This is a genomic window from Acidobacteriota bacterium (assembly GCA_003225175.1).
Lineage (GTDB): Bacteria > Acidobacteriota > Terriglobia > Terriglobales > Acidobacteriaceae > Gp1-AA112.
In genome coordinates, this window is record QIBA01000029.1 from 1 (window position 1) to 19,511 (window position 19,511).

The window sequence follows — 19,511 nt, forward strand, 5'->3', positions numbered from 1 at the left end:
TTATGCGATCGCCTCTTTGCAACGCTGAAGCGTTGTTCCCCCGCATGAATCCACCCCAGCAAACAAACGACGTTTGCTGGGGACCCCGGTATGCGGGGGCCTCCACCCGAAAACCTGGATGCAGAAGGTCCCACCTGAAAAGCCAAATCTGGGGGTCCTACCCTATACTGCATACTGCGCGGCGGCCGGGATGAGATAGCCCAGCATGAATAATGGTGTCCCATTTTGATTTTGTTTGTTGAGCCCTGTTGGGGTACCTGGCTTATTCCGAGATAGGTTTCGAGGAGTGCCGCTCCTCCGGAGCTCGGGTTTTTCTTGTTGCTAACCCAGCATTTCACGCTGGGCTATCGTATTTCGGCCCTCCGGGCCTGATGTTCGGAGGCTGCTCAGGATGACACTCTCTAGACACCCTCAGCAGGCATTCTGACGAGTGATTGGGATAAGGAGAGCAGGGAATAGGCGCCGGGCCGCGCTCGGCTTTCGTTCTGTCCCGGGAGCGGCCATCGCTAAGCACCGAACCTGCCTCAGCACCGAAGCTAGTTCGGTGCTACCACGAGTCAAGATTGCGGGTCAATGAGAAATGTCATTTTGGAACTCAGGCGGCTTGGGAAAGCGCTGGTCGCAATCATTCGACGCTGGCGCGAGCAACGGATGCGAATTTCGCAATTCACTGCTTATTCACTGTTATTCACTGTTCTTTGTGGCGGAGGAAAATCGCGAATTTCCGTAATCCCTTACCGGGCAGGCGGTTGCGGGGAAGTGTCCGTTGCTCGCCACCTTTATTAGAAAAAATTCGCTGTTAAATTCGCTGATAAATTCGCTGTTCCGCGCACACCAGTGAATTCGGCGAGTTTCAGGCTGAATCCGTTGCTCTACCTGAGAATGGATCCCTGCGATCTGACGCTGGCTAAGACTCGCGCAAAGGAAATGGTGGCCAGGGACGGAATCGAACCGCCGCCGCCAGCCTTTTCAGGGCTGGACTCAGCGACGGTCATCTTGTTGACTTTGCGATGGCTTAGCTCCGCCCGTTGCACTATATACAGTGCGGTTTATTGGAACCATAATGGAACCAAAATTTCGGCTCGCCGGAGTTCGCCTCAATTCCACTCACTCGATGTCCATTTCTGCTCAATCAGAGGGGATTGGAGATGTAGGAACACGAAGCTCGTGTCTTCACGGACGAAAGAAACGCAACCGCTTGAAATTTAATCGAAAGGCCGGCGCACTGACAGCCCGTTTTGGAAGCGTGAGGAACACTCAAGAAGCATTATTGGCGCGCGAACAAATGATATTCTTGAGCAAATGAAGTACGAGATTTCAGCTTCCGACATCAGCCGCAACGCAGCGATGCTCAAAGAAAACGCGGTGTTACTTCGCAGCAAAGCAGAGAAACTCATTCGCCGATTGCATGAAGTCGAAGCCACTCAACACGAAGTGGAAATCAATCTGGAACACACAAAGGCGACGGCCAGAACGCTACATTCAAAATTCCTCACGCCGCCTTAACGCCAAGGGACGTGATGATGGAATGTCAAGAGTTGTTGCCAATTATGACATGCGTTCGGAGGCCTTCGGACCGCTTATCCACTGCTGCACTTCTTCCAAATTAAGCTGACGCGCAACTACACGGGGATGTTTAAGAATGAATTCGCGCGACCGACTGCCTACATCATTTTTGCTATTTTGCTGCTGAAGGAAGCATCTTGGATCAACTCGTCACGATCTTTGCAGCTCAGGAAGCACTGCATCCAGGCTACACAGTTCTGGACTCGAACTTCGGTGACGTCCAGACGGTTGGCGATCTCGCTGTCAGTCAAACCTGATCCTGCTAGGCGGTAGACAGGACCAAGCATCCCGACCTTTTCCCAAAATACCTGCATAGCTTCACCCCATCAGACTATGGGCTTCCATATTGTATGCAATCTGGTCAAAGTAGCTCACAGGGTTGGAGAATGCTAAGCCTCGGACCCGGTGAGTCGTTAGCCCTCGGATTCGGAGAAGAGGATATAGACTCCCGGATTCGACACGAGGATTGGACTTCAGGTCTATGGCAGAGGCGCTTCATGACACATCCTAGGCTGAACTTGATTGCTCTCGTGGGCCGTCGATGATCAAAGCATTAGATACTTCCAAGAATGCCCGATTCAATCCGGTACTCAATTTGGAGCGCGTCGCCTCGTTAATCTGCGTTGACGCGTTCCAGTTGAGCACGACCGCACATTCCAAGATGTTGTCGATCATGGTGTTCCCGCAGGAAGCACGAGATCAAGGAGCACGAGGAAAAGCAAGAAGGACGAGGCGATGCGAGCTTCCTCTTATCTAACCAGATACAGGCATTACGCTGCCTTAGATTGAGTCTTGGCTTCGAGTACCTTCTCACGCCCAACGTTAACTTTGATCTGCTTGGGCTTTGCTTCAGCCTTCTTGGCGAGATTGATGTTCAGCACGCCCTTGTCATAGTGGGCGCTCACCTGGGCGGGATCCACTGAGGAGGGCAGCGTGAATGAGCGGGTGAAGCTTCCGTAGTGCCGTTCCACACGGCGGAAGTTTTCCTCTTTCTCTTCTTTCTCGATCTTGCGCTCGCCTTGCACGGTAAGGGTGTTGTTGTCGATGCGAACATCAATGTCATTTTCGTCAATGCCGGCGACTTCGATCTTCAACGTGATGTTGTGCTCATCCTCGTAGATATCGACTGGAGGTGCGAAGCTGGTGGTGGTCAACGCTTCTTCCGGAGCTTCGGAGCTAAGTAACTCGCGGAAAAGGCGGTTCATGCGATTCGTGCGGTCTTGCATGGTGGAATACTGGCGGAAAGGTTCCCAATTGGCTAAGACTGTCATAACACAGTTCCTCCGGAGGGGTGATCTAAGAGGCAAAACTTCAGATGGGCTGACTTAGTTCAGAGGACCTGAAAGAGTAAGAAGTAAGAGCTTGCTCAATAACCAAGCTAGGCTTACGCACTCGTATTGTCAAGATGCGGTCGGCAACAGAAGTCTCGTAGACGACCTATCGATCGCACGGGGCCAAAAAGAGTAGTCAATCATGATTGGCTCGCTCCTCCAATTCCTTTTTGGTAACAGCAGTCAGTTCGGGATAAGCCTCAGGATCGAATTGTCGGGAAAATAGTAATTTTCGCTCCGCGCGCTTGAGCCATTTAGACTCATGCTTCCGACACATGCGGATGATGTCCGGCAAGAATTCACGGATTACATAGCCCTGTGCACTGCCGAGCAAGGATCCCTCGACGCGCTCCATCGTATGCGAGAATCCACGTTCCTGTTGGGGGTAGTACGCGTTGCTGAGCGACTTGACTATGACCGTGCTCAGGACTAATGAACTGTTGAATGTGTTCGTCCCATCATCCTTGCGGGTCACCGCCACACGACTCAAGGCATGTGCAAGCCGAACTGAAAACGGCTGGCCCGCGCCTAAGCGGAAATATCGAGGATCCTGGTGAAACAGTGACGGCAGAAGAAAAGTCCCGAAGAAGCTTCTTGCCTCTTGATTCGCGATCAGCGCGCCCCAACGTTTCCCAAACCCCTGCATGCCCTGCCCATATCCCGGCCAATCGTTCATAAGCTGTGCCCAGCCCGCATCGAAAGTTGTTCCGACTAGGATGTCTTGGGAGGAAGCTCGCCGCAGAAACAAATTAAACTTGTCTCTGCTGGTCAACATTGGGACAGATGCCGAGTAAGAAGGTGCTTCCGGCAACAGAATCTGCGCAGAGCCGCTTGAAACTACGAAGGCGGTGAACAACGCGAGCAGGAGGCTACGCCATTGGCGTCTGCGTCGGGAGGCCATAGAACACCTTGTTCTTTTATTGGGAGGAAAAATTGCCTCTCCAATCGTCGAAGGCGCCAGGGTTCTGATCGAAAATCGAGCAACGGTGGGTCTTCGTGGAATGCAGGACCAAATCTACGCTCAATGAAAATGCCCAACTGTGCACAATGGAACACTTTAGCCAAGATTCTTAGGTCTGAAGCGTTGTTTTAAAAGTGCTCTCCCATTCAAACCAACATCGAACAACGTCGTGTGCGTTGCGGACAATGTAGGGACGATGAGACGCGCATCACTGCTAGCTGCCTACGCCTATTCCGGACCTCCCAAAGCATTACCTGTTTCGGAATACTTTTGCCAGCGCTTCCAAAGAATGCGTAGCGCAGCCATGATTGGAATCGAGAGATAGACCCCGATTACGCCGGCGATTTCTCCGCCCGCGAGAATTGCGAACAAGGCAGCCAAGGGATGAAGCTCGAGCTTGCCGCCCATGATACGTGGCGAGTTTACGTAGTCCTGTACCAACCGCCAGAGAGACAAGAACAGTGCGAGGAGAAGCAAATGTTGGTAGCCGGTTAGAAATGCAACACCAAGAATTACCAGTGCCGCAACCAACGGACCGGCGACGGGAATAAATTCCAAGGCGCCGCCTACAATGCCGAGGATAATCGCGTAGGGCACGCGCAACAAAAGCAGCACGATGATATAAACGACGAGCGACAACCCAGCCAAGACAAGCTGCGCACGAATATACCCGGCGAGCATTACATTGAGATCCTCAACGATGCTGCTCAAGAATTGGCGCTGTCGGCTGCGTTCCGCAATTTGAATGACTGAATCCGCAAACTCACGCCCGTCACGCAAGAAGAAGATGGCCAGGATCGGTATGACGACGAGCCAGACGGTATTCGCCAACAGGATGGTTACACGACCGCCAAAGTCGCTTGCCCAGGCAATGATGGCTGCACGGTGTGCTGCGAAGAACTGCTGTACGCGGGCCTGCGTATCAAAGCTCCACCCGTGCTTTCCCCCAAGCTGTGTAACAATCCTGCCCGAGGACATCTGATCCAGAAGACCGGGCAGAGCTGCCAAAAGTTTTCGACCTTCATCTGCTACGCGGGGACCGATACCCAAGACAATTCCCGAAATGATCAGCAGCAAGATCAAATAAACTTGGAGAATGGCGAACGATCGTGATCCGCGTGATAGCCTCGACCGGCGCTGAACCAGCGATACCGGCAGGTCCAGCAAGTAGGCAAAGAGAACCGCGAACAAGAAGACAATGAGAATACGTCGAGCGCCATAAATGAATCCTGCCACCAGGGCAAACAGCACAACTGTGCTGAGTACTCGTACGGTGCGCTTATCAAAGAAGCTCATGTATTTGCTACACCCGATTGCTACCCAAGCCGCCCATTGCAGGACCGATCAGGACGCGCAGCGGGACTCTACGTTAGGGCCATCGTGAATTCTCAACGCCACAGATGGTTGGAGCAGCCTTCCGCAGAAGAAGTGTTGCCTTCTCCATCCTGGCAATGATCGCAATCGGTAGTGTGGATATTGATTGTCCTGCGCAGTTGCGCCTGTCGGTTTTCATATCTGTATAAGCTCATGCTTTCCAATCTGGGTCACCGGGCAACATGGTGCCCACGTGCTGCGATTGGTTCTTTGGGAGAGGACTTACGTTTTGCGGCTCGCATGTTTAATTCTGAAGCGAGAGCTGGAATCTGTTCTGGCTAGGCATGGCGGTGTCATTCATAGATCGGAGGCGGGACGCTTTACTGAGCTGGTCACTATCGGTTCCTAGCGGTGGGGAGGAACAAAGAGTCCGCCGGAGATGGGAGTCAGCGCTCCCGATGGAACACCATGCACGGTGCTGTCGCTGGAAAATCTCGGAATTGTTCCCGGCCAGCACGTGGCAAACGATTTAGAATCTCCGATTCTGCCTGCAGCCAGTCTTCTGTCGCATGACCATCCTGCTTACGTCTCAGCTCATACAATTCGTGAGCGCGAATCTCAACAAGGTGCGAAACAGTAGCCGGAAGGGTTTGGAGTGGGCAACTACTTGCAGGGCGAGGCGACGAAAGGTGATTAGACATCGTGTGGCCTGCTCGCAGTTCTTACTGTGGGACACTGAGATGCGTACAATATTTCCAGGAGCGTCTTCCTGAGTGCGCTGGTCGAAATCATTGTGTGATAAACGTCCGTCAAAACAGCGCGCCTATCCTCTCCGATGCCGCACGTGTATTCACCCTTTGCGGCACCGCAAGTATATTCAATTCTCTGGGACATTGTCCGGGACCTGACGTGCAAGCGGCGCGTCACCGGAAGCTTTCGTAGGACTCTTGCTTCCTCCTGCCCGCCTAGCTCGAAGTCGAGCGTGTCGCTCTTTTTACAGCGATTGATTTCATGGCAGGTGCTCTGCAACCATTTCCGCGACTCAGACCACAGTAGAGGAGCTGCTTGCTGCAGTTCCATCAGTTCTCCGCCAGTGACGGTCTCGCCTCGGCCATTTCGCAAACGTGCAACGTATTGTTTTGCGTACTCGTTCATCTTCCTCACTCCTTCCTTACTGCGTGGCAGTCTTTTCTGTCTGCTTCATTTTTTTCTGTGTGCTATGCAGTGTCGAAGACGATCAAAGTGTTCGTACTGTCGTCGCTATGTTGCTGCCATCCGGAGGCGACGGTTAATGGAATTGAAGCCTCCCTCGTCATCCCAGCGCCACAAGGCATTCTCGTCTTCGAGTGTCGAATCGGGATCTATCAAGACAGGTGCTACCACCGTGGCCTCACTAACTTTAGTGTCTCCACACAGCGGCTCAGCGGAACGCGGATCGCCATCCGAGTCTGCGACAACAGAGTCGTTCACTTCTCGTAATAGCGTTCTTCGCATCGCGTTCAATCTGTCTATGAGAGCCTGAGGCAGACGCGAAACTAAGGCGAGATCATCGAGGATGTCCCCCAGGTCTTGATGTACTCGAACTATTCGGTCAGTGCTTGTTGTCAGGAGCATTTTGGGGTCCTTGTTCCCGAGTTACGTGTAAGCTGGAAGGCAGACTGATGCGATCCATGGCTTCAGCCATGCACTTCCTGGCTGCCTTCAATTCGGCTTGGCCCGGACAAGCGACCTGGATCAAACCACGTGAGACTTCAGAGGGAGACGGCGTGAACGCGTCTTGATGTTGCATGATTGCATCGAGCATCCAAGGGAGATCGGCTGAAGAGTTCCCGCTAGTGAATGTCGTTCTATTCTGGTGAGCTATTTCTGAGCCGGCCCGATGCTCGCAGACCAGGTTCCAGTAACCTCGCTTCGTCGATGACCAAAACTTCAGACACTCCAACGAGCGATTGGTCGCCGTGCCATATTCAACCTGCACCGAGGTCGCCTCGGCGTGGCGCGTGAAGTCCTTCCAGTTGAGGGCGACAGCGCACTCCAAAAGGTGCTCGATGGCCACCTTCGATTGGTCTTGATACTTAAGATCAGGTTCGTGGTTGTGAGGGATTGTCTGTGATGCTGCCATTCAGTCCTGATTTCTATCTTCAACTCAATTACACTCCACAGACTGATCTGGCACTGTGTAAAACTGCTCACCCGAGCAGTCACGGATGAAGGCTCCTAACCATGCCGCGTCAGTTACCCCACCCGAGAATCTGCTTCTCTAAATCTCTAGCCTGCAACTAATTCGTGCGCTGAAGAGAAGCTCGCGTACTGCAATTTCGGCAGCAGGATCATCCATAGTGACTGCCACACGCACGGAACGGGCGCACAGGTGCCTTAGGAGATCAAGACACCGACTTAGTCTGAAAACGGTTTCGGAAGTTCTTGTGAATAGCGGAGATGACAACACAAATAGGCTATGAAATGGATGGGGGGAAGCATACGGACGCGCAGAATATCGGCATCAAGTCACATGTGCGCTGAGGCTGAGAATTGCGGTGAACAGTTGAACGTGCTTCGCTAGGGACGGCTAATCGGCAACATTCCAAACGTAGAGAAACTGTCCATCGGACGCGGTCGCGACATTTCGCTTCTGTTTGCGTGTCGCACGGTTCAGCGCTGAACGGACATTCTCTTTGGAGTCGCCCAGTTCTGCCAGCTCGATCTTGAGCGCGGCACCGTTTTCCAGCCGGTCAAGGTCCGCGATAATCGCCGTCACAATCGATTTGTGCTTGCCGTTGCGTCCCTGGGGCACGTCCACTTGAGCCATCGTCGCGAAATGGCGCCCTGATTTCCCCGTGTTCTTGGTCTTCATGGAGATCCCTAGCCGTAAACCTGCCGCTAACCTAGCGAATCATAACAAGACGTAAACGTACCCTGCAACGTCTTTCGCAAACCTGACGGCGGCCTCCCCAGCGTATCGCTCAAGTTAAGCCCCATATAAATGAAGCACTTACAGGCATCGCCGAACCGTCTCGCCGAATTAAAGACTCTCCCCGTACGGAAGAATCGCTGTTAGCTTCGAGACTGAGGCTAGCAAAAAATGACCGATCCAAAGACACGGTTTCAGACCCTGAGTCTGGAAGACCTTAAGAAGATCCTTCCGGAGCAGGTAATGGCTGGAAATCACAATCACAGAGGCAATCACAAAGACAAAAAGAAAAACAGCCAAGACGTAGCGACAAAAACAAGCAAGCTGAAAGCAAAGGCTTGACCCGCGTTCTCGGTCCTGCTTCGAGGCATGATTCTCGCAACAAATATGGGCAAATACCGACGGTTTTTGCGCAAAGCATGAGTCCGAAGCCGGGACTCGCAGATCGCATGCGCGGCGATGCCTGTCGTTTCCCAAAGACCCCCTGCTGTCCGTTTGTAGCGGCATGCGCAGAAAAGAGTAAGCCGGTATGAAATCACCGAGACTGCAGCAGGTTCGGCCCGAGGTTTTTCTCTCCCAAGCGGGCATCGGCCGGGCGATCGTTGAAGTTCCCAGGAAACTGCAGCAATTTCAACCTGAGGTGTTTCTGTCCCAGGCGGGCATCGGCAGGGAAATCGTTGAAGTCCCGAAGAACAAGAAAATCTTTTCCCAAGGCGAGCTAGGCGAAGCGGTCTTTTATATCCAGAAGGGAAGAGCCAAGCTCTCGGTGGTTTCGCGCGAGGGCAAAGAAGCGACCATCTCACTCTTTGGTCCGGGTGACTTCGTTGGGGAAGACTGCATAGCCGGCGTTCGATCGACGCGTATGGCATCGGCCACCGCGATGACAGCATGCACGGTGCTGCGAATCGAGCGGAAGGAAATGATGCGCGTGATCCACGAGGAACATTTCTTTTCTGACATCTTTGTCGTTTACCTGCTTGCGCGGAATACCAGGATCCAGGCAGACTTGGTCGATCAGCTTTTCAACTCCAGCGAAAAACGTCTGGCGCGGGCGCTTCTCCTGCTGGCTAACTTCGGCAAGGAAGGTAAGCCGGAGACAGTGATTCCCAAGATCAGCCAGGAGATACTAGCCGAGATGATCGGCACAACCCGATCCCGAGTCAGCTTTTTCATGAATCGCTTCCGCAAGCTCGGATTCATTGAGTACAACGGCACTCTGCGAATTCACAGCTCCCTCTTGAATGTCGTTCTTCACGACTAGCCAGAGTAGCGCGTTTGCAAAGATGAACTCTTGTGAGTTGTCCAAAATTAAACAGATTTTGAAATCGGCAAATGGGAGACTCTTTTTGCCGCACTGCCTGAGTAATTTGCGGTGAGGAGAATCCCCCAATGCCCAACACTCCAACAAATCCAATCCTCATAGTTGATGACGATCAAAATAATCGCGCGACAGTGGCAATGTTGTTGGCTGCCAAAGGATATGAAATCTCGACCGCAGAGCATGGTTTCGATGCTCTCCTGCAGATGAAGAGCAGAGTACCTGAGCTGGTTATTTCGGACCTTAACATGCCGCAGATGTCCGGCTTCGAGTTTCTGTCGGTGATCCGCCGTCGCTTTCCAAAGGTGTTGGTTATTGCCATGAGTGGAGCTTATGACGCTGCCGATGCGATCCCAGGCGGAGTGATTGCAGACGCTTTTTACGCCAAAGGCACCAACAACCCGCGCTCTCTTTTGAGTCTGGTCGCCGACCTGTTTCGCACTTCTGCTTCGCGGGCCGTTGCCCATACCAGGCAATCCGCTCCGGTGTGGGTTCCCCGAAACGGCAAAGACTCGAGAGGAATACCTTACATCGTGTTGACGTGTACGGAGTGTCTAAGGTCATTTCCCCTGAACGTGTCCTCAGAAGTCACCGCGACAGTGATGGAAACGCCATGCATCTTCTGCCTTAGTGAAGTGAGATACATCATCGACTTTTCGCTTTCCGTGGCTTCTCCGAAGAAAAAGGACTTAGGCGTGGTTCGCATCACGGGAAGCGCAACAGGCTAGTCTTGTGCCTTCAGCCAGGCGGAATCATGATTCCATCGAAGACCGGTTGCGGACTTATGCGAGAGTATCGCGGAGGAGCTTGAAGCCCGAGACCAAGTACTACGAAGAAGATCCGAACAAGCCCTGACTTGCTTCCATTACCTGCAAGGATGGGCGGACTCGTTCCGGGGTGACGGAACTTCTAGCGAGACATTGTTATCTGCAAGAACACGAACAATGCGGCGCTTCCAAAAATGAATGAGACCAGCATGAGCTGCATTGCTTCTAAAAGTTCTACGTGACACACGTCCGTCACGTGGACTATAAACGCCTTGCGACGGAGGATAGCGTTGCGCTTCCTCTTTGGAAACTGGATTTAAGATAGCCAATTCCCACGCTGATTTCTCGAGTCTCAGTCTGACATTTTGCTTATCAGTAATACACCCAGCAATCTGATACTCTCGCGGAGACTTCCGGCGATGCCGAGCAGCGATTCTCATACTAACGGGTGCTTATCGGCCAGTAAGTCGAGTTGCTCGCAGACGTCTACCAGGTGCTCGATCTCGTGCTGAAGAGCTTCTGCTGCTGACATGTCGCGCGCTTCGGCGATTCTCGTTTTCCGATGGAATTCGCTCGGGAGTCGCACTCAGTTGTGTATCTATGTATTCATTTTGATTACACTCCGCACTCAGACCCGCAACTGTACAGAACAGCTCAGGCAGACATGTGTGGTGCGGTATTCTAAGCACGCCTCTGCTTGTTGGGACCATATGCTTTAGGTGAGATAGTGGAAGAGTGTCAAAAATACGGGCCAAGTTTCCAAGATTCCTTTTTCTTAGAAACTAATGGATGTGCGAAATTGCTCATACACGAGCGGGGCAACGTAATACCTTGTGGACACTGTGAAGAAATCAACTCTACTGGATGAAATGGCTCGGGTGGTCAGAACTGAGGCGCTGCGGATCGAAGCCGCCCGGCACGAGGCGAAGCGTCTTCTTCAGCGCCGCCAGGCCGAACTAGTCGAATGTGGCGCTCAGGAGCTGAAAAGCAAGAGAGTATCGCGTCATGGCACAACATGGGCGCTAGTCGCGAAGAACCACGGTGAGTAGCGCGCTATTCACGTGCAAGCTGCCGTTGTACTCAATAAAACCGAGCTTCCTGAATTTATTCATGAAGTAGCTCACGCGCGAACGAGTTGTACCAATCATCTCGGCCAGGGTCTCCTGGCTCATGTTGGGAATCACGGTTTCAGGTCTCGACTCTTTCCCGTAATGGGCGAGCAATAGGAGCAGGCGGGCCAGTCTTTTTTCGCTGGAATTGAACAGTTGATCAACAAGATCCTCTTCAATGCGGATGTTGCGGGAGAGCAGGTAGGCGATAAACATCTCCGCGAAGTCGGTTTCCTTGTGCAACAACTCCACCATAGTTTCTTTTGCAATTCGCGTCGTACTCAGATTTTGCACGGCAACAGCCGAAGAAATGCGTAGCGGCTGAGCTGCCAGACATCCCTCGCCAAAGAAGTCACCATGTTGCAGGATTGCGATCACGGCTTCCTTACCACGCTTGGAAACTACCGTGAGCTTCACTTTTCCTGTCTCAATGTAGAACACTGCGTCAGCCCGATCTCCCTGAGAGAATATCGCGTGCTTGTCGCGATAGTGATGAGTAGTTTTTCCAGTTCCCACCTTCGCGAGAAGCAAATCCGGATGAAAAGTGAGAGGCTTGCGAGGGGCTCGCCCGACGTCGCGATTGCTGAGTTCTTCAATGCGTGTAGCCGAGGCCGAAGACCTCGATTTCGATGCGCGTTGCGCCATAATTAATTTCCCTCAGCGAAATTTCGACTGTCCGAGTGCGCCGGCTGCTTCCAAAGGCATATCCCTAAATCAGCGTGAAAACGAGGAAGGACTACGAGACGCACAGTGCGAGGCAATTCGAGCAGAAACAACAACCGTTTTCTGTTCTAAATTGCACAGCCTCCTAAATTGTTCTCTTCCGCAGGATCCCCGCACTAGAATGCCTTCCCAGCTTGCTGCTTAAGATGCTGATTCAGTTTGCCAGCTCCGTTTCATTTTTATCAGCCCACATCAAAGCGAGTCGCGCCATTGTGTGACTGTATCGAACAGCTCAGCAAAGTCGTATGCCGAGGTCTAAAAACGAATAAGTGTCGCTCTCGTCACGAAAGCTGCTGTGATCCCAGCGCGCACAGGAGAAATACTTTGCAAACTCATCGCAGGCAGTTGCTCTGGACATTGGCCTTGGCGCTCGGTGCCTCGGCGGTAGCCCTTACCACTTCGGGCCGGCGGTCTCGCGCTGGACAGACGAACAATTACAGGAGCGCGTTGCTAAGGTACAGCTATGGCGACAGGAATTAATACAAAGCCATGTACCGCCAATCCTATCAGCGCCGGTACCAGCAAGCCTATAACGGGAATAGCTATTACAACGACAAGGTAAAGAACGTCCATGTTGGCCACCGCTGTACGGTTAAGTCGATGGTCAATATCTGAAGCCGCAAGGAATCCCGCATCCAGGCGAAAACGGCTTCATATGACCAGGCCCTTCATCGATATTCATGAAATGGAGACTCTCAATGAAAAAGCTCGAAGCATTGCTGCTCGTCGTCGTAGGAGTGTCGCTTACTCCAGTTTTTGGGGATACCGTCACTTTGCGTGACGGCACTCGTTATCCGAACGCTGTTGTCACCGCCTCATCCCGCAGCGGAGTCAGTTTCCGTGATCAGGGCGGAAAGGCCCGTCATTTCGGGATTGGGAAAGTGCAGACGGTGGAATATAGCCCGAACACCAGCCCCTCACTTCAGAGGCGCTTGCCAACCACTAACAACCATCGACACGGCAACTCCAGCGTCTACCGAACGATTCCCGCCGGCACAGAAGTTGACGTCCGGACGACTGAGCCCATCGATTCAAAGACGGCAAGTGTTGGTCAAAAGTTCTCAGCAAACCTATACGCGGATGTCCTCGACAGTTCCGGAGCAGTGATTATCCCGAACGGCTCCGATGCAGAACTTGTGATTGAAAGCTCAGCGCCGGGCAGCACGACGCACGCATCGGAGTTGGTATTGGACATGGATTCCTTGACTGTCTCAGGAACTCGTTATCTGGTCGCCACAAACGACGTGACCAGAAATGGCAACCAGCGGCTCGGGGCAAACCGCAGAACCGCAGAGATGGTTGGAGGCGGAGCCGCGCTAGGAACACTTATCGGCGTTCTCGTCGGTCATGGAAAGGGAGCCCTAATCGGAGCAGGCGTGGGTGCAGCGGCAGGAGCCGGAGGACAGGTCTTGACGAAGGGAAAGAACGTGCAGGTACCTGCGGAAACTGTCTTGAATTTCAAACTTGAACGAGACTTGCGGTTGCAGGCTGCACGGTGATCGCGGCGTGCCAGGGGAAGGTGCCGCAATGACGCCGGTCTTATCGGAGACTCAGAAGGACGGTTGGGGTTCGATCAGTGATATCAGCACTTGTGCTTCGCTGGCGAAGAGAACCCGCCGCCTCAATGAGCTGCGACGTCTCTTTGCAGCGCTCCACCCAGTTATTCGCGCTATATTGCTTTCCGCGTGTGTTCTGGGGGTGGGCGGATTACTCTTCGCCGCAACACTGCTCACGATCACGCTTCACTACCTGTACTTCGATCGTACTAACCTGCCAGACATAGAAGCCTTTGTGCGTTTTGATTGTCCTTCTATTGGTCACGTGTACGACAACCAAGGTGAATTGCTCGTGGAGCTCTCGCGAGAGCATCGTCACATAATTCAGTACGAGGAGATACCTCTGATTGTCCGCGACGCGATTCTCGCCGCCGAAGACAAGAACTTTTTCTCGCATGGCGCGGTTGACTACTCCCGAATCCCGCGTGTCCTGCAAAAAGTCCGAATCAGAACCATACTGACGCGGATGACCCGGGTAGGCCGGGCCGACAAAGCTGAGAGCCTGGCAATGCTTCGTCAGGGTGGATCGACCATCACCCAGCAACTCGTGCGCGCTTACTACCTACGTAATCTTACAGACAAAGAGAACGGCAACCAGCTTCGCTCGGGTGTGCTGTCCTATATCGTAGGTGCGCGCAGTGCCAAGAAGTTGGCTCGAAAACTCGAAGAGATGCGGCTGGCCGTCTGGGTCGAAGAGCAGATGCGTTCCCGTTTCGGGTCGAAGCAGCGAGCCAAGGAAGAGATTTTCGCCCGCTATGCCAACTTCCTGTACTTGGGAAACGGACAGTACGGTTTCGCCACCGCGGCAGAGTATTATTTTGGGCTACCTCTCTCAGCCTTCAGTGGTGCGGATGCCGACCGGGCTGCTCTGCTGGCGGGCATTGCGAAATCGCCTCGTTACTACGCTCCTAACTCGCCCGATGCAGACCGGGTATTGCACCGCCGAAACCAGATTCTGAGGCTCATGCTGGCCCGCGGCTCGCTGTCGCGAGATGCTGCCAAAGCCGCTGAGAGAATGCCGATCAGGTTGGTCACAAGGAATGGCGCGGTGCAGGCTGACAACTCAAGCCAGGCTCCCGCTGTGATCGAAACTGTCCTCGATGAGCTGAAACTTCGGTATTCCGGTGCGGATGCTGAAGATCTTCTGCAGGGACGAATTCAGATCTATTCCACGGCCGACGCTCGCTTACAGCGTGTCGCAAACGAAGCACTGGAGCACGGCTTGATGCGGTATGAGAAGCGGCATCCCGCTGCTGCCGGAATTATCCAAGGTTCCGTCGTGGTTCTTCGGAATAGTGATGCCAGCATCCTCGCGGAAGTGGGCGGCCGTAGAATGTTTAACCGGCGTCTCAATGACTACAGCGACTTCAATCGCGTTACGCAATCGGAACGGCAACCCGGTTCGGCGATGAAGCCGATCGTGTATCTTGCGGCCTTTCTGCATGGTCCCTTTACTCTCGAATCGATCGTTCCCGATGAGCCAATCAGCATCCCGGACGGCGACAAGCCGGGCGGGAAGGCCATTTCCAACTACGACGGCGAGTTCAAGGGACCGATACCTCTCCGTCTCGCGCTGGCAGAATCCCGCAACGCGGTAGCTATCTGGATTACAAAACAGATCGGCATCGGCAGCATTCTGCGTGCAGCGCAGGAGGTAGGTATCGAGTCGCGGCTCCAGCCGTATCCAACTACTTCGCTGGGCGCTTCCGAAGTGAACCTGCTCGAACTTGCGAACGCTTATCGGACGATTGCTTGTGGATCATTCAATACTCCTCATGTAATCCGGCAGGTCTCGCGCGGTGCAACGTTGGTTGCCGCAGCCTTCGCAGAGCAAACCATTCCTGAGGCCATGAATTCCACTGCAATAACTCTCTTGCAGGAAGGCCTGCGCGGAGTGGTCCGCTTACCGACCGGCACAGCCCATTCGCTCGATGGCGTCGACTTTCCAATTCCCACGATGGGAAAAACAGGAACGACCAGCCAGTTCAAAGATGCCCTGTTCGTCGGTTCCACCTATGGGATGGAAGGCATCACCGTCGCGGTGCGAATCGGCTTTGACGATAACCGCTCCTTAGGAAATAAAGAAACCGGCGCCCGCGTTGCGCTGCCGGTATTTAGAGAAATTCTGCTGAATACCTATGCTGCGAAGCTCGTCGGTGACGTTCCCGAGTTTCCCGCGCAAATGGAAGACAGCATCGCTCAATTCCTGAAACCACCCGCCGAGGTCACGCCCGAAGACGTCGTAACTCAACCGCAACTCTAGAGACCTCGACTACCCTCTGAACAAGAAACGGCTCAAGCGCATCTTCAACATGCGTCGCAGCTTCAGGAGGTGGAACCGAAGTGGCAGGAACAGTTAGAGAAATGAATTATCAGTCGGTCGGTGCATATTTCCGATTCATGGCCGCCTACTCGCTCGCAATGGCTGCAGATTACGTTCTGGTCTTGCCCGCGACCATCATACCGGCGCCGGCTAGGATCATCACTGCACTGATGATGGGCGAAATTTTTTCGCTGTGCTGCGTCTGAACCCCAACTGAGACGCCACCTGCTGAAATTCCCTGGCGCTCATTGTGAGGAATTGGGATCACCAGCGATAGCAAACCAAGGACGATCAACGCCAACCCAAACAGAAAGAGTATCTTCATCGAAAGCCTCCTTGCGGCACCCGTGAACTAACTTGCTGATCGACAGTTATCCCAAATTAACTCTAGCGGCAATACTAACCCTTGCCAAAACACGCGATGCTACACGTTATCGTTTCGTTAGATCTGTTCATAAGCGCTCACATTAAGACTTACTCAACCTCCTAAATAGCGGGACTGGATGCTTACGTTGTCCTGCAGCATTCCAGTTCTGTTCAATTGTGAACATACGGCTTAACCCAGAGTTGTTATGGTTGCTCCCGAACGCCGTACTGGCGCTGAGCCGAGAAGAAGAGGTTTGTATGCGGATACAAAGACGTCACAACATCTGTTTGACAGCACTTTTAGTACTCATTTTCGCGGCGGGTTGCGGCGATCCGGACAAGAATGGCGCGGCTCCCACCGATCCAGTAGCTCCCCCTACAGTCACGTCAGTTACGCCGCCAACCGGCTCTACGCTCATTTGTCCCAACACCGCAGTTGTCACTGCGACCTTCAGCAAGGCGATGAACCCTTCGACGATTAGCACTTCCACGTTTACTTTGAGTTCAAGCGCTGGCAGCGTGTCTGGGCAAGTTAGCTATGTTGTGGCTACCAGGATTGCTACCTTCATACCCACGGCTGCTCTTACTGCAAGCACGACCTTTACGGCTACGATCACCACCGGAGCGGCTGACACATTTGGTAATCCACTGGCTGCCAATTTCGTGTGGACATTCACAACGTCGGCTCCTTGTCCTCCACCTCCAACGCCTCTGCCCGCGCCCTCGCCTTTAGGAGCGGCTTGTAATTTCGGAATTCTGGGCGGCACTCCAGTGGTTAGTAGCGTTGGTCTCACGAAAGTTACAGGAGGAGATGTAGGGATATGGCCGGCGGCTTCGATCACTGGATTTCCGCCCGGCACAACCACCGGAGCATTTCACGCGGGCGATGCCGTGGCTATGGCCGCGCAAGGAGATTTGACCACCGCATACAACAACGCCGCAGCCGCTCCAGGAGGAGCAATCCTCCCGGCAGACATAGGCGGACTCACTCTCGCGCCTGGCGTTTACAAAACCACAAGCTCACAGCCATCACTCGGAATCACCGGGAATCTGACTCTGTCTGGCGCGGCCAATGGCGTGTGGATATTCCAAGTAGTCTCCACGCTTACAACTGCCGCTGGGAATAGCCAAGTCATCATGGCCGGTGGCGGCCAGTCTAAGAACGTCTTCTGGCAGATCGGAAGTTCGGCCACGCTCGGAACCAACACGACGTTCTCAGGGAACATCATGGCTCTGGCCTCCATCACCGTGAACACCGGAGCAACGCTGAATGGAAGAGCCCTGGCACGCAACGGCGCCGTCACATTGGACAGCAATCAAGTAAATGTCCCCACATGTCCATGAGCATTCGGAGTGGACCAGCTTCGGTCTGGTCCACTCCAGCTCCGGCGAAGCACAACCTTTACGTTGATGAAATTCGGAGGAATATTCGCATGTATTCGCAATCAAAGAGCGGTCTCGGTCGTCTTGTAGCGATGTTGCCGGCAATGATTATTTTCGGGTGCGCATTTGCCACGTTTGCCGTTGCCCAGGATCGCCCAGTTCCAAAATGGGAGCTTTATGGCGGATACTCCGTCTTTGATCCGGCAGCGGACGTGCATGGTCAACGTCCTGCAGCGTTGCTGCCCTTGAGCAGTCGGCTGGAAACGAATCCGAAAGGTGTTGGGCTTAGCGGGACTTACAATTTCAATCGCTGGCTTGGACTCACGATCGATGGAAGCAACCACTGGGGCAGCGGCGAAACTACATTCGCTACCAGAATTGATGACACTCGCTTCGACAACATATCGTTAGGCCCAAAGTTCACTCTTCGTTCCCGTCATTTCTCTCCATTTCTGGAGGCATTAGCGGGCGACCACCGTCTTGTGCCCGAAGCTTTTCATAGCGTCGATAAACTGGGCTTCATGGCCGGTGGCGGTCTGGACATCAATCTCTCCAGGCATATAGCGTGGCGATTAATCCGCGCCGACTACGTATTCTCAACCTATCGATTTGCTCCAGGCGGAGTGCCAACGACCGATATCCGAGGCGTAAGGTTGCAGACCGGTCTCAACTTCATGTTTGGCGGCGGAGAACCTGCAATCGCCCCCAGCGCCGCTTGCTCGTTACAGCCGACTGAAGTCTTCGCCGGCGAACCTGTGACCGCGACCGCCACCGGATCTAATTTCAATCCAAAGCGCACAGTCAAATACACCTGGAGTGGAACAGGGCTGAGAGTCGCGGGAACTGACGCCTCAACACAGATTGACACCATGGGCTTGCAGCCCGGGTCATACGCAGTGAATGCCAACTTGAGCGACGGAAGCAACGGTCTTGCATCATGCAGCGCCACGTTCACCGTGAAACAGCCTCGTCCTCCGTCGATTTCATGCATGGCAGATCCGGCTAGCGTGCAAAGCGGCGGGAGCTCGACTATCAAGTCGAACGCCAGCAGCCCAGATGGCCGCAGGTTGACTTACAGCTACACCGCTAGCGCTGGTCAGATTTCCGGTACCGGTGAGACCGCTACCTTGACTACAGCAGGCGCACAATCAGGTCCTATCACGGTCACTTGCAATGTAAGTGATGATCGCAATCCGCCGCTCACGGCCTCGTCCACCACCACAGTGAACGTGGAAGCTCCGCCGCCTCCCCCTGCTCCTCCCGCTGAGGTCCAGCAGTTGGAAACCAGGCTTGCCCTCCATAGTATTTACTTTCAGACTGCTCGGCCCACGGTGCAAAATCCCACGGGCGGACTGCTCGCCAGTCAGGCGGAGATCCTGCAGACCCTCGCTGCGGACTTCAACAATTACCTGAAATACCGGCCCGATGCCCATCTGATACTCAGTGGCCATGCAGATCCGCGCGGCTCTGCGGAATACAACAAAGCCCTCACAGAGCGACGCGTGGAACGCACCAAGAATGCCCTCGTAGAGCATGGCGTTCCTCAAGATCACATTGAGACCCGGTCCATTGGCAAAGAGGAGCAATTGACTGCCGACCAGACAAGGGCGCTGATAGCGCAAGATCCGGACTTGACTGCGGCCGACAGACAACAAATGCTGAACAATCTGCCAGTGATGGTGCTGGCCAATAATCGGCGCGTTGACGTCAACTTGAGTACGACCGGACAACAATCCACTCGCCTCTACCCGTTTAACGCGAAAGATTTCCTGGCGCTGATCAATACCAAGGGTGTCGAAAAAAGACCGACGCCCAGGAAGAAAAGCAAGAAGCGATAAGTGGCAGAGGCGCTGGGCAAAGAGTTGACTAGCTACTAGTCAGTG

General features: G+C 53.6%; 20 protein-coding genes. 9 read left to right on the forward strand and 11 right to left on the reverse strand.

Annotated elements, in window-relative coordinates:
• The first annotated feature begins 1,063 nt into the window (after positions 1-1,063).
• Together DMG62_01775 and DMG62_01780 are read left to right on the forward strand one after the other, a co-directional pair.
• Positions 1,064-1,306, forward strand: coding sequence for a hypothetical protein (locus tag DMG62_01775; GenBank protein ID PYY24613.1), 243 nt, complete (start codon positions 1,064-1,066; stop codon positions 1,304-1,306).
• Complete coding sequence (locus DMG62_01780) at positions 1,303-1,506, forward strand: hypothetical protein (protein ID PYY24614.1); 204 nt, start codon at positions 1,303-1,305, stop codon at positions 1,504-1,506. The genes DMG62_01775 and DMG62_01780 overlap by 4 nt, the downstream gene beginning before the upstream one ends.
• A gap of 158 nt (positions 1,507-1,664) precedes the next feature.
• On the opposite strand, the gene DMG62_01785 is transcribed toward DMG62_01780, so the two are convergent.
• From DMG62_01785 to DMG62_01825, 9 genes are all read right to left on the reverse strand, one after another.
• A complete protein-coding gene (locus DMG62_01785; GenBank protein PYY24615.1) occupies positions 1,665-1,880 on the reverse strand; it encodes a hypothetical protein in 216 nt (71 codons plus the stop codon).
• Between the two features lie 456 nt (positions 1,881-2,336).
• Positions 2,337-2,837, reverse strand: a complete 501-nt coding sequence (locus tag DMG62_01790) for a molecular chaperone (GenBank protein ID PYY24616.1) — start codon at positions 2,835-2,837, stop codon at positions 2,337-2,339.
• Between the two features lie 196 nt (positions 2,838-3,033).
• Complete coding sequence (locus DMG62_01795) at positions 3,034-3,753, reverse strand: hypothetical protein (protein PYY24617.1); 720 nt, start codon at positions 3,751-3,753, stop codon at positions 3,034-3,036.
• 333 nt (positions 3,754-4,086) lie between these two features.
• A complete protein-coding gene (locus DMG62_01800) occupies positions 4,087-5,154 on the reverse strand; it encodes a hypothetical protein (GenBank protein PYY24618.1) in 1,068 nt (355 codons plus the stop codon).
• A gap of 464 nt (positions 5,155-5,618) precedes the next feature.
• Positions 5,619-5,873: a hypothetical protein gene (locus DMG62_01805; GenBank protein PYY24619.1), complete on the reverse strand. Its 255-nt coding sequence runs from the start codon at positions 5,871-5,873 to the stop codon at positions 5,619-5,621.
• Entirely contained in the window at positions 5,866-6,327 is a 462-nt protein-coding gene (locus DMG62_01810) for a hypothetical protein (protein PYY24620.1), read from the reverse strand. Before DMG62_01810 ends, DMG62_01805 begins: the two co-directional genes overlap by 8 nt.
• 105 nt (positions 6,328-6,432) lie before the next feature.
• Complete coding sequence (locus DMG62_01815) at positions 6,433-6,642, reverse strand: hypothetical protein (GenBank protein PYY24621.1); 210 nt, start codon at positions 6,640-6,642, stop codon at positions 6,433-6,435.
• A 121-nt stretch (positions 6,643-6,763) separates the two neighbouring features.
• Positions 6,764-7,294, reverse strand: a complete 531-nt coding sequence (locus tag DMG62_01820; GenBank protein ID PYY24622.1) for a hypothetical protein — start codon at positions 7,292-7,294, stop codon at positions 6,764-6,766.
• Positions 7,295-7,741: 447 nt separating this feature from the next.
• Positions 7,742-8,026, reverse strand: a complete 285-nt coding sequence (locus DMG62_01825) for a hypothetical protein (GenBank protein ID PYY24623.1) — start codon at positions 8,024-8,026, stop codon at positions 7,742-7,744.
• A 586-nt stretch (positions 8,027-8,612) separates the two neighbouring features.
• On the opposite strand from DMG62_01825, the gene DMG62_01830 reads away from it, so the two are divergent.
• The 3 genes from DMG62_01830 to DMG62_01840 all read left to right on the forward strand — a co-directional run bounded on the left by DMG62_01830 (position 8,613) and on the right by DMG62_01840 (position 11,217).
• Positions 8,613-9,344, forward strand: coding sequence for a Crp/Fnr family transcriptional regulator (locus DMG62_01830; GenBank protein ID PYY24624.1), 732 nt, complete (start codon positions 8,613-8,615; stop codon positions 9,342-9,344).
• A 128-nt stretch (positions 9,345-9,472) separates the two neighbouring features.
• A complete protein-coding gene (locus tag DMG62_01835; GenBank protein PYY24625.1) occupies positions 9,473-10,129 on the forward strand; it encodes a hypothetical protein in 657 nt (218 codons plus the stop codon).
• An 872-nt stretch (positions 10,130-11,001) separates the two neighbouring features.
• Positions 11,002-11,217 (forward strand): hypothetical protein, encoded by a 216-nt coding sequence (locus DMG62_01840; GenBank protein ID PYY24626.1) that lies wholly within the window; start codon positions 11,002-11,004, stop codon positions 11,215-11,217.
• On the opposite strand, the gene DMG62_01845 is transcribed toward DMG62_01840, so the two are convergent.
• Positions 11,191-11,922, reverse strand: coding sequence for a Crp/Fnr family transcriptional regulator (locus tag DMG62_01845; GenBank protein ID PYY24627.1), 732 nt, complete (start codon positions 11,920-11,922; stop codon positions 11,191-11,193). The two genes, DMG62_01840 and DMG62_01845, sit on opposite strands and share 27 nt — an antisense overlap.
• 776 nt (positions 11,923-12,698) lie before the next feature.
• Here DMG62_01845 and DMG62_01850 point away from each other — a divergent pair.
• Together DMG62_01850 and DMG62_01855 are read left to right on the forward strand one after the other, a co-directional pair.
• Complete coding sequence (locus DMG62_01850; GenBank protein ID PYY24628.1) at positions 12,699-13,499, forward strand: hypothetical protein; 801 nt, start codon at positions 12,699-12,701, stop codon at positions 13,497-13,499.
• Positions 13,500-13,527: 28 nt separating this feature from the next.
• Positions 13,528-15,819 carry a hypothetical protein gene (locus DMG62_01855; GenBank protein PYY24629.1) on the forward strand — a complete coding sequence of 764 codons (2,292 nt, stop codon included), beginning with the start codon at positions 13,528-13,530 and terminating at the stop codon, positions 15,817-15,819.
• A 169-nt stretch (positions 15,820-15,988) separates the two neighbouring features.
• Here the strand turns inward: DMG62_01855 and DMG62_01860 are convergent, their stop codons facing one another.
• Positions 15,989-16,204: a hypothetical protein gene (locus DMG62_01860; protein PYY24630.1), complete on the reverse strand. Its 216-nt coding sequence runs from the start codon at positions 16,202-16,204 to the stop codon at positions 15,989-15,991.
• Positions 16,205-16,503: 299 nt separating this feature from the next.
• Between DMG62_01860 and DMG62_01865 the strand changes: the two genes are divergently transcribed.
• Positions 16,504-17,589: a hypothetical protein gene (locus tag DMG62_01865; GenBank protein ID PYY24631.1), complete on the forward strand. Its 1,086-nt coding sequence runs from the start codon at positions 16,504-16,506 to the stop codon at positions 17,587-17,589.
• Positions 17,580-19,466, forward strand: coding sequence for a hypothetical protein (locus DMG62_01870; protein PYY24632.1), 1,887 nt, complete (start codon positions 17,580-17,582; stop codon positions 19,464-19,466). Before DMG62_01865 ends, DMG62_01870 begins: the two co-directional genes overlap by 10 nt.
• Positions 19,467-19,511: the final 45 nt, after the last annotated feature.

Coding starts and splice junctions, on each gene's coding strand:
- DMG62_01835 (PYY24625.1), top strand. CDS start 9,473: ATGCCCAACACTCCAACAAATCCAATCCTCATAGTTGATGACGATCAA.
- DMG62_01830 (PYY24624.1), top strand. CDS start 8,613: ATGAAATCACCGAGACTGCAGCAGGTTCGGCCCGAGGTTTTTCTCTCC.
- DMG62_01865 (PYY24631.1), top strand. CDS start 16,504: ATGCGGATACAAAGACGTCACAACATCTGTTTGACAGCACTTTTAGTA.
- DMG62_01845 (PYY24627.1), bottom strand. CDS start 11,922: ATGGCGCAACGCGCATCGAAATCGAGGTCTTCGGCCTCGGCTACACGC.
- DMG62_01780 (PYY24614.1), top strand. CDS start 1,303: ATGAAGTACGAGATTTCAGCTTCCGACATCAGCCGCAACGCAGCGATG.
- DMG62_01820 (PYY24622.1), bottom strand. CDS start 7,294: ATGGCAGCATCACAGACAATCCCTCACAACCACGAACCTGATCTTAAG.
- DMG62_01825 (PYY24623.1), bottom strand. CDS start 8,026: ATGAAGACCAAGAACACGGGGAAATCAGGGCGCCATTTCGCGACGATG.
- DMG62_01855 (PYY24629.1), top strand. CDS start 13,528: ATGACGCCGGTCTTATCGGAGACTCAGAAGGACGGTTGGGGTTCGATC.
- DMG62_01785 (PYY24615.1), bottom strand. CDS start 1,880: ATGCAGGTATTTTGGGAAAAGGTCGGGATGCTTGGTCCTGTCTACCGC.
- DMG62_01805 (PYY24619.1), bottom strand. CDS start 5,873: ATGTCTAATCACCTTTCGTCGCCTCGCCCTGCAAGTAGTTGCCCACTC.
- DMG62_01860 (PYY24630.1), bottom strand. CDS start 16,204: ATGAAGATACTCTTTCTGTTTGGGTTGGCGTTGATCGTCCTTGGTTTG.
- DMG62_01775 (PYY24613.1), top strand. CDS start 1,064: ATGGAACCAAAATTTCGGCTCGCCGGAGTTCGCCTCAATTCCACTCAC.
- DMG62_01790 (PYY24616.1), bottom strand. CDS start 2,837: ATGACAGTCTTAGCCAATTGGGAACCTTTCCGCCAGTATTCCACCATG.
- DMG62_01810 (PYY24620.1), bottom strand. CDS start 6,327: ATGAACGAGTACGCAAAACAATACGTTGCACGTTTGCGAAATGGCCGA.
- DMG62_01800 (PYY24618.1), bottom strand. CDS start 5,154: ATGAGCTTCTTTGATAAGCGCACCGTACGAGTACTCAGCACAGTTGTG.
- DMG62_01870 (PYY24632.1), top strand. CDS start 17,580: ATGTCCATGAGCATTCGGAGTGGACCAGCTTCGGTCTGGTCCACTCCA.
- DMG62_01850 (PYY24628.1), top strand. CDS start 12,699: ATGAAAAAGCTCGAAGCATTGCTGCTCGTCGTCGTAGGAGTGTCGCTT.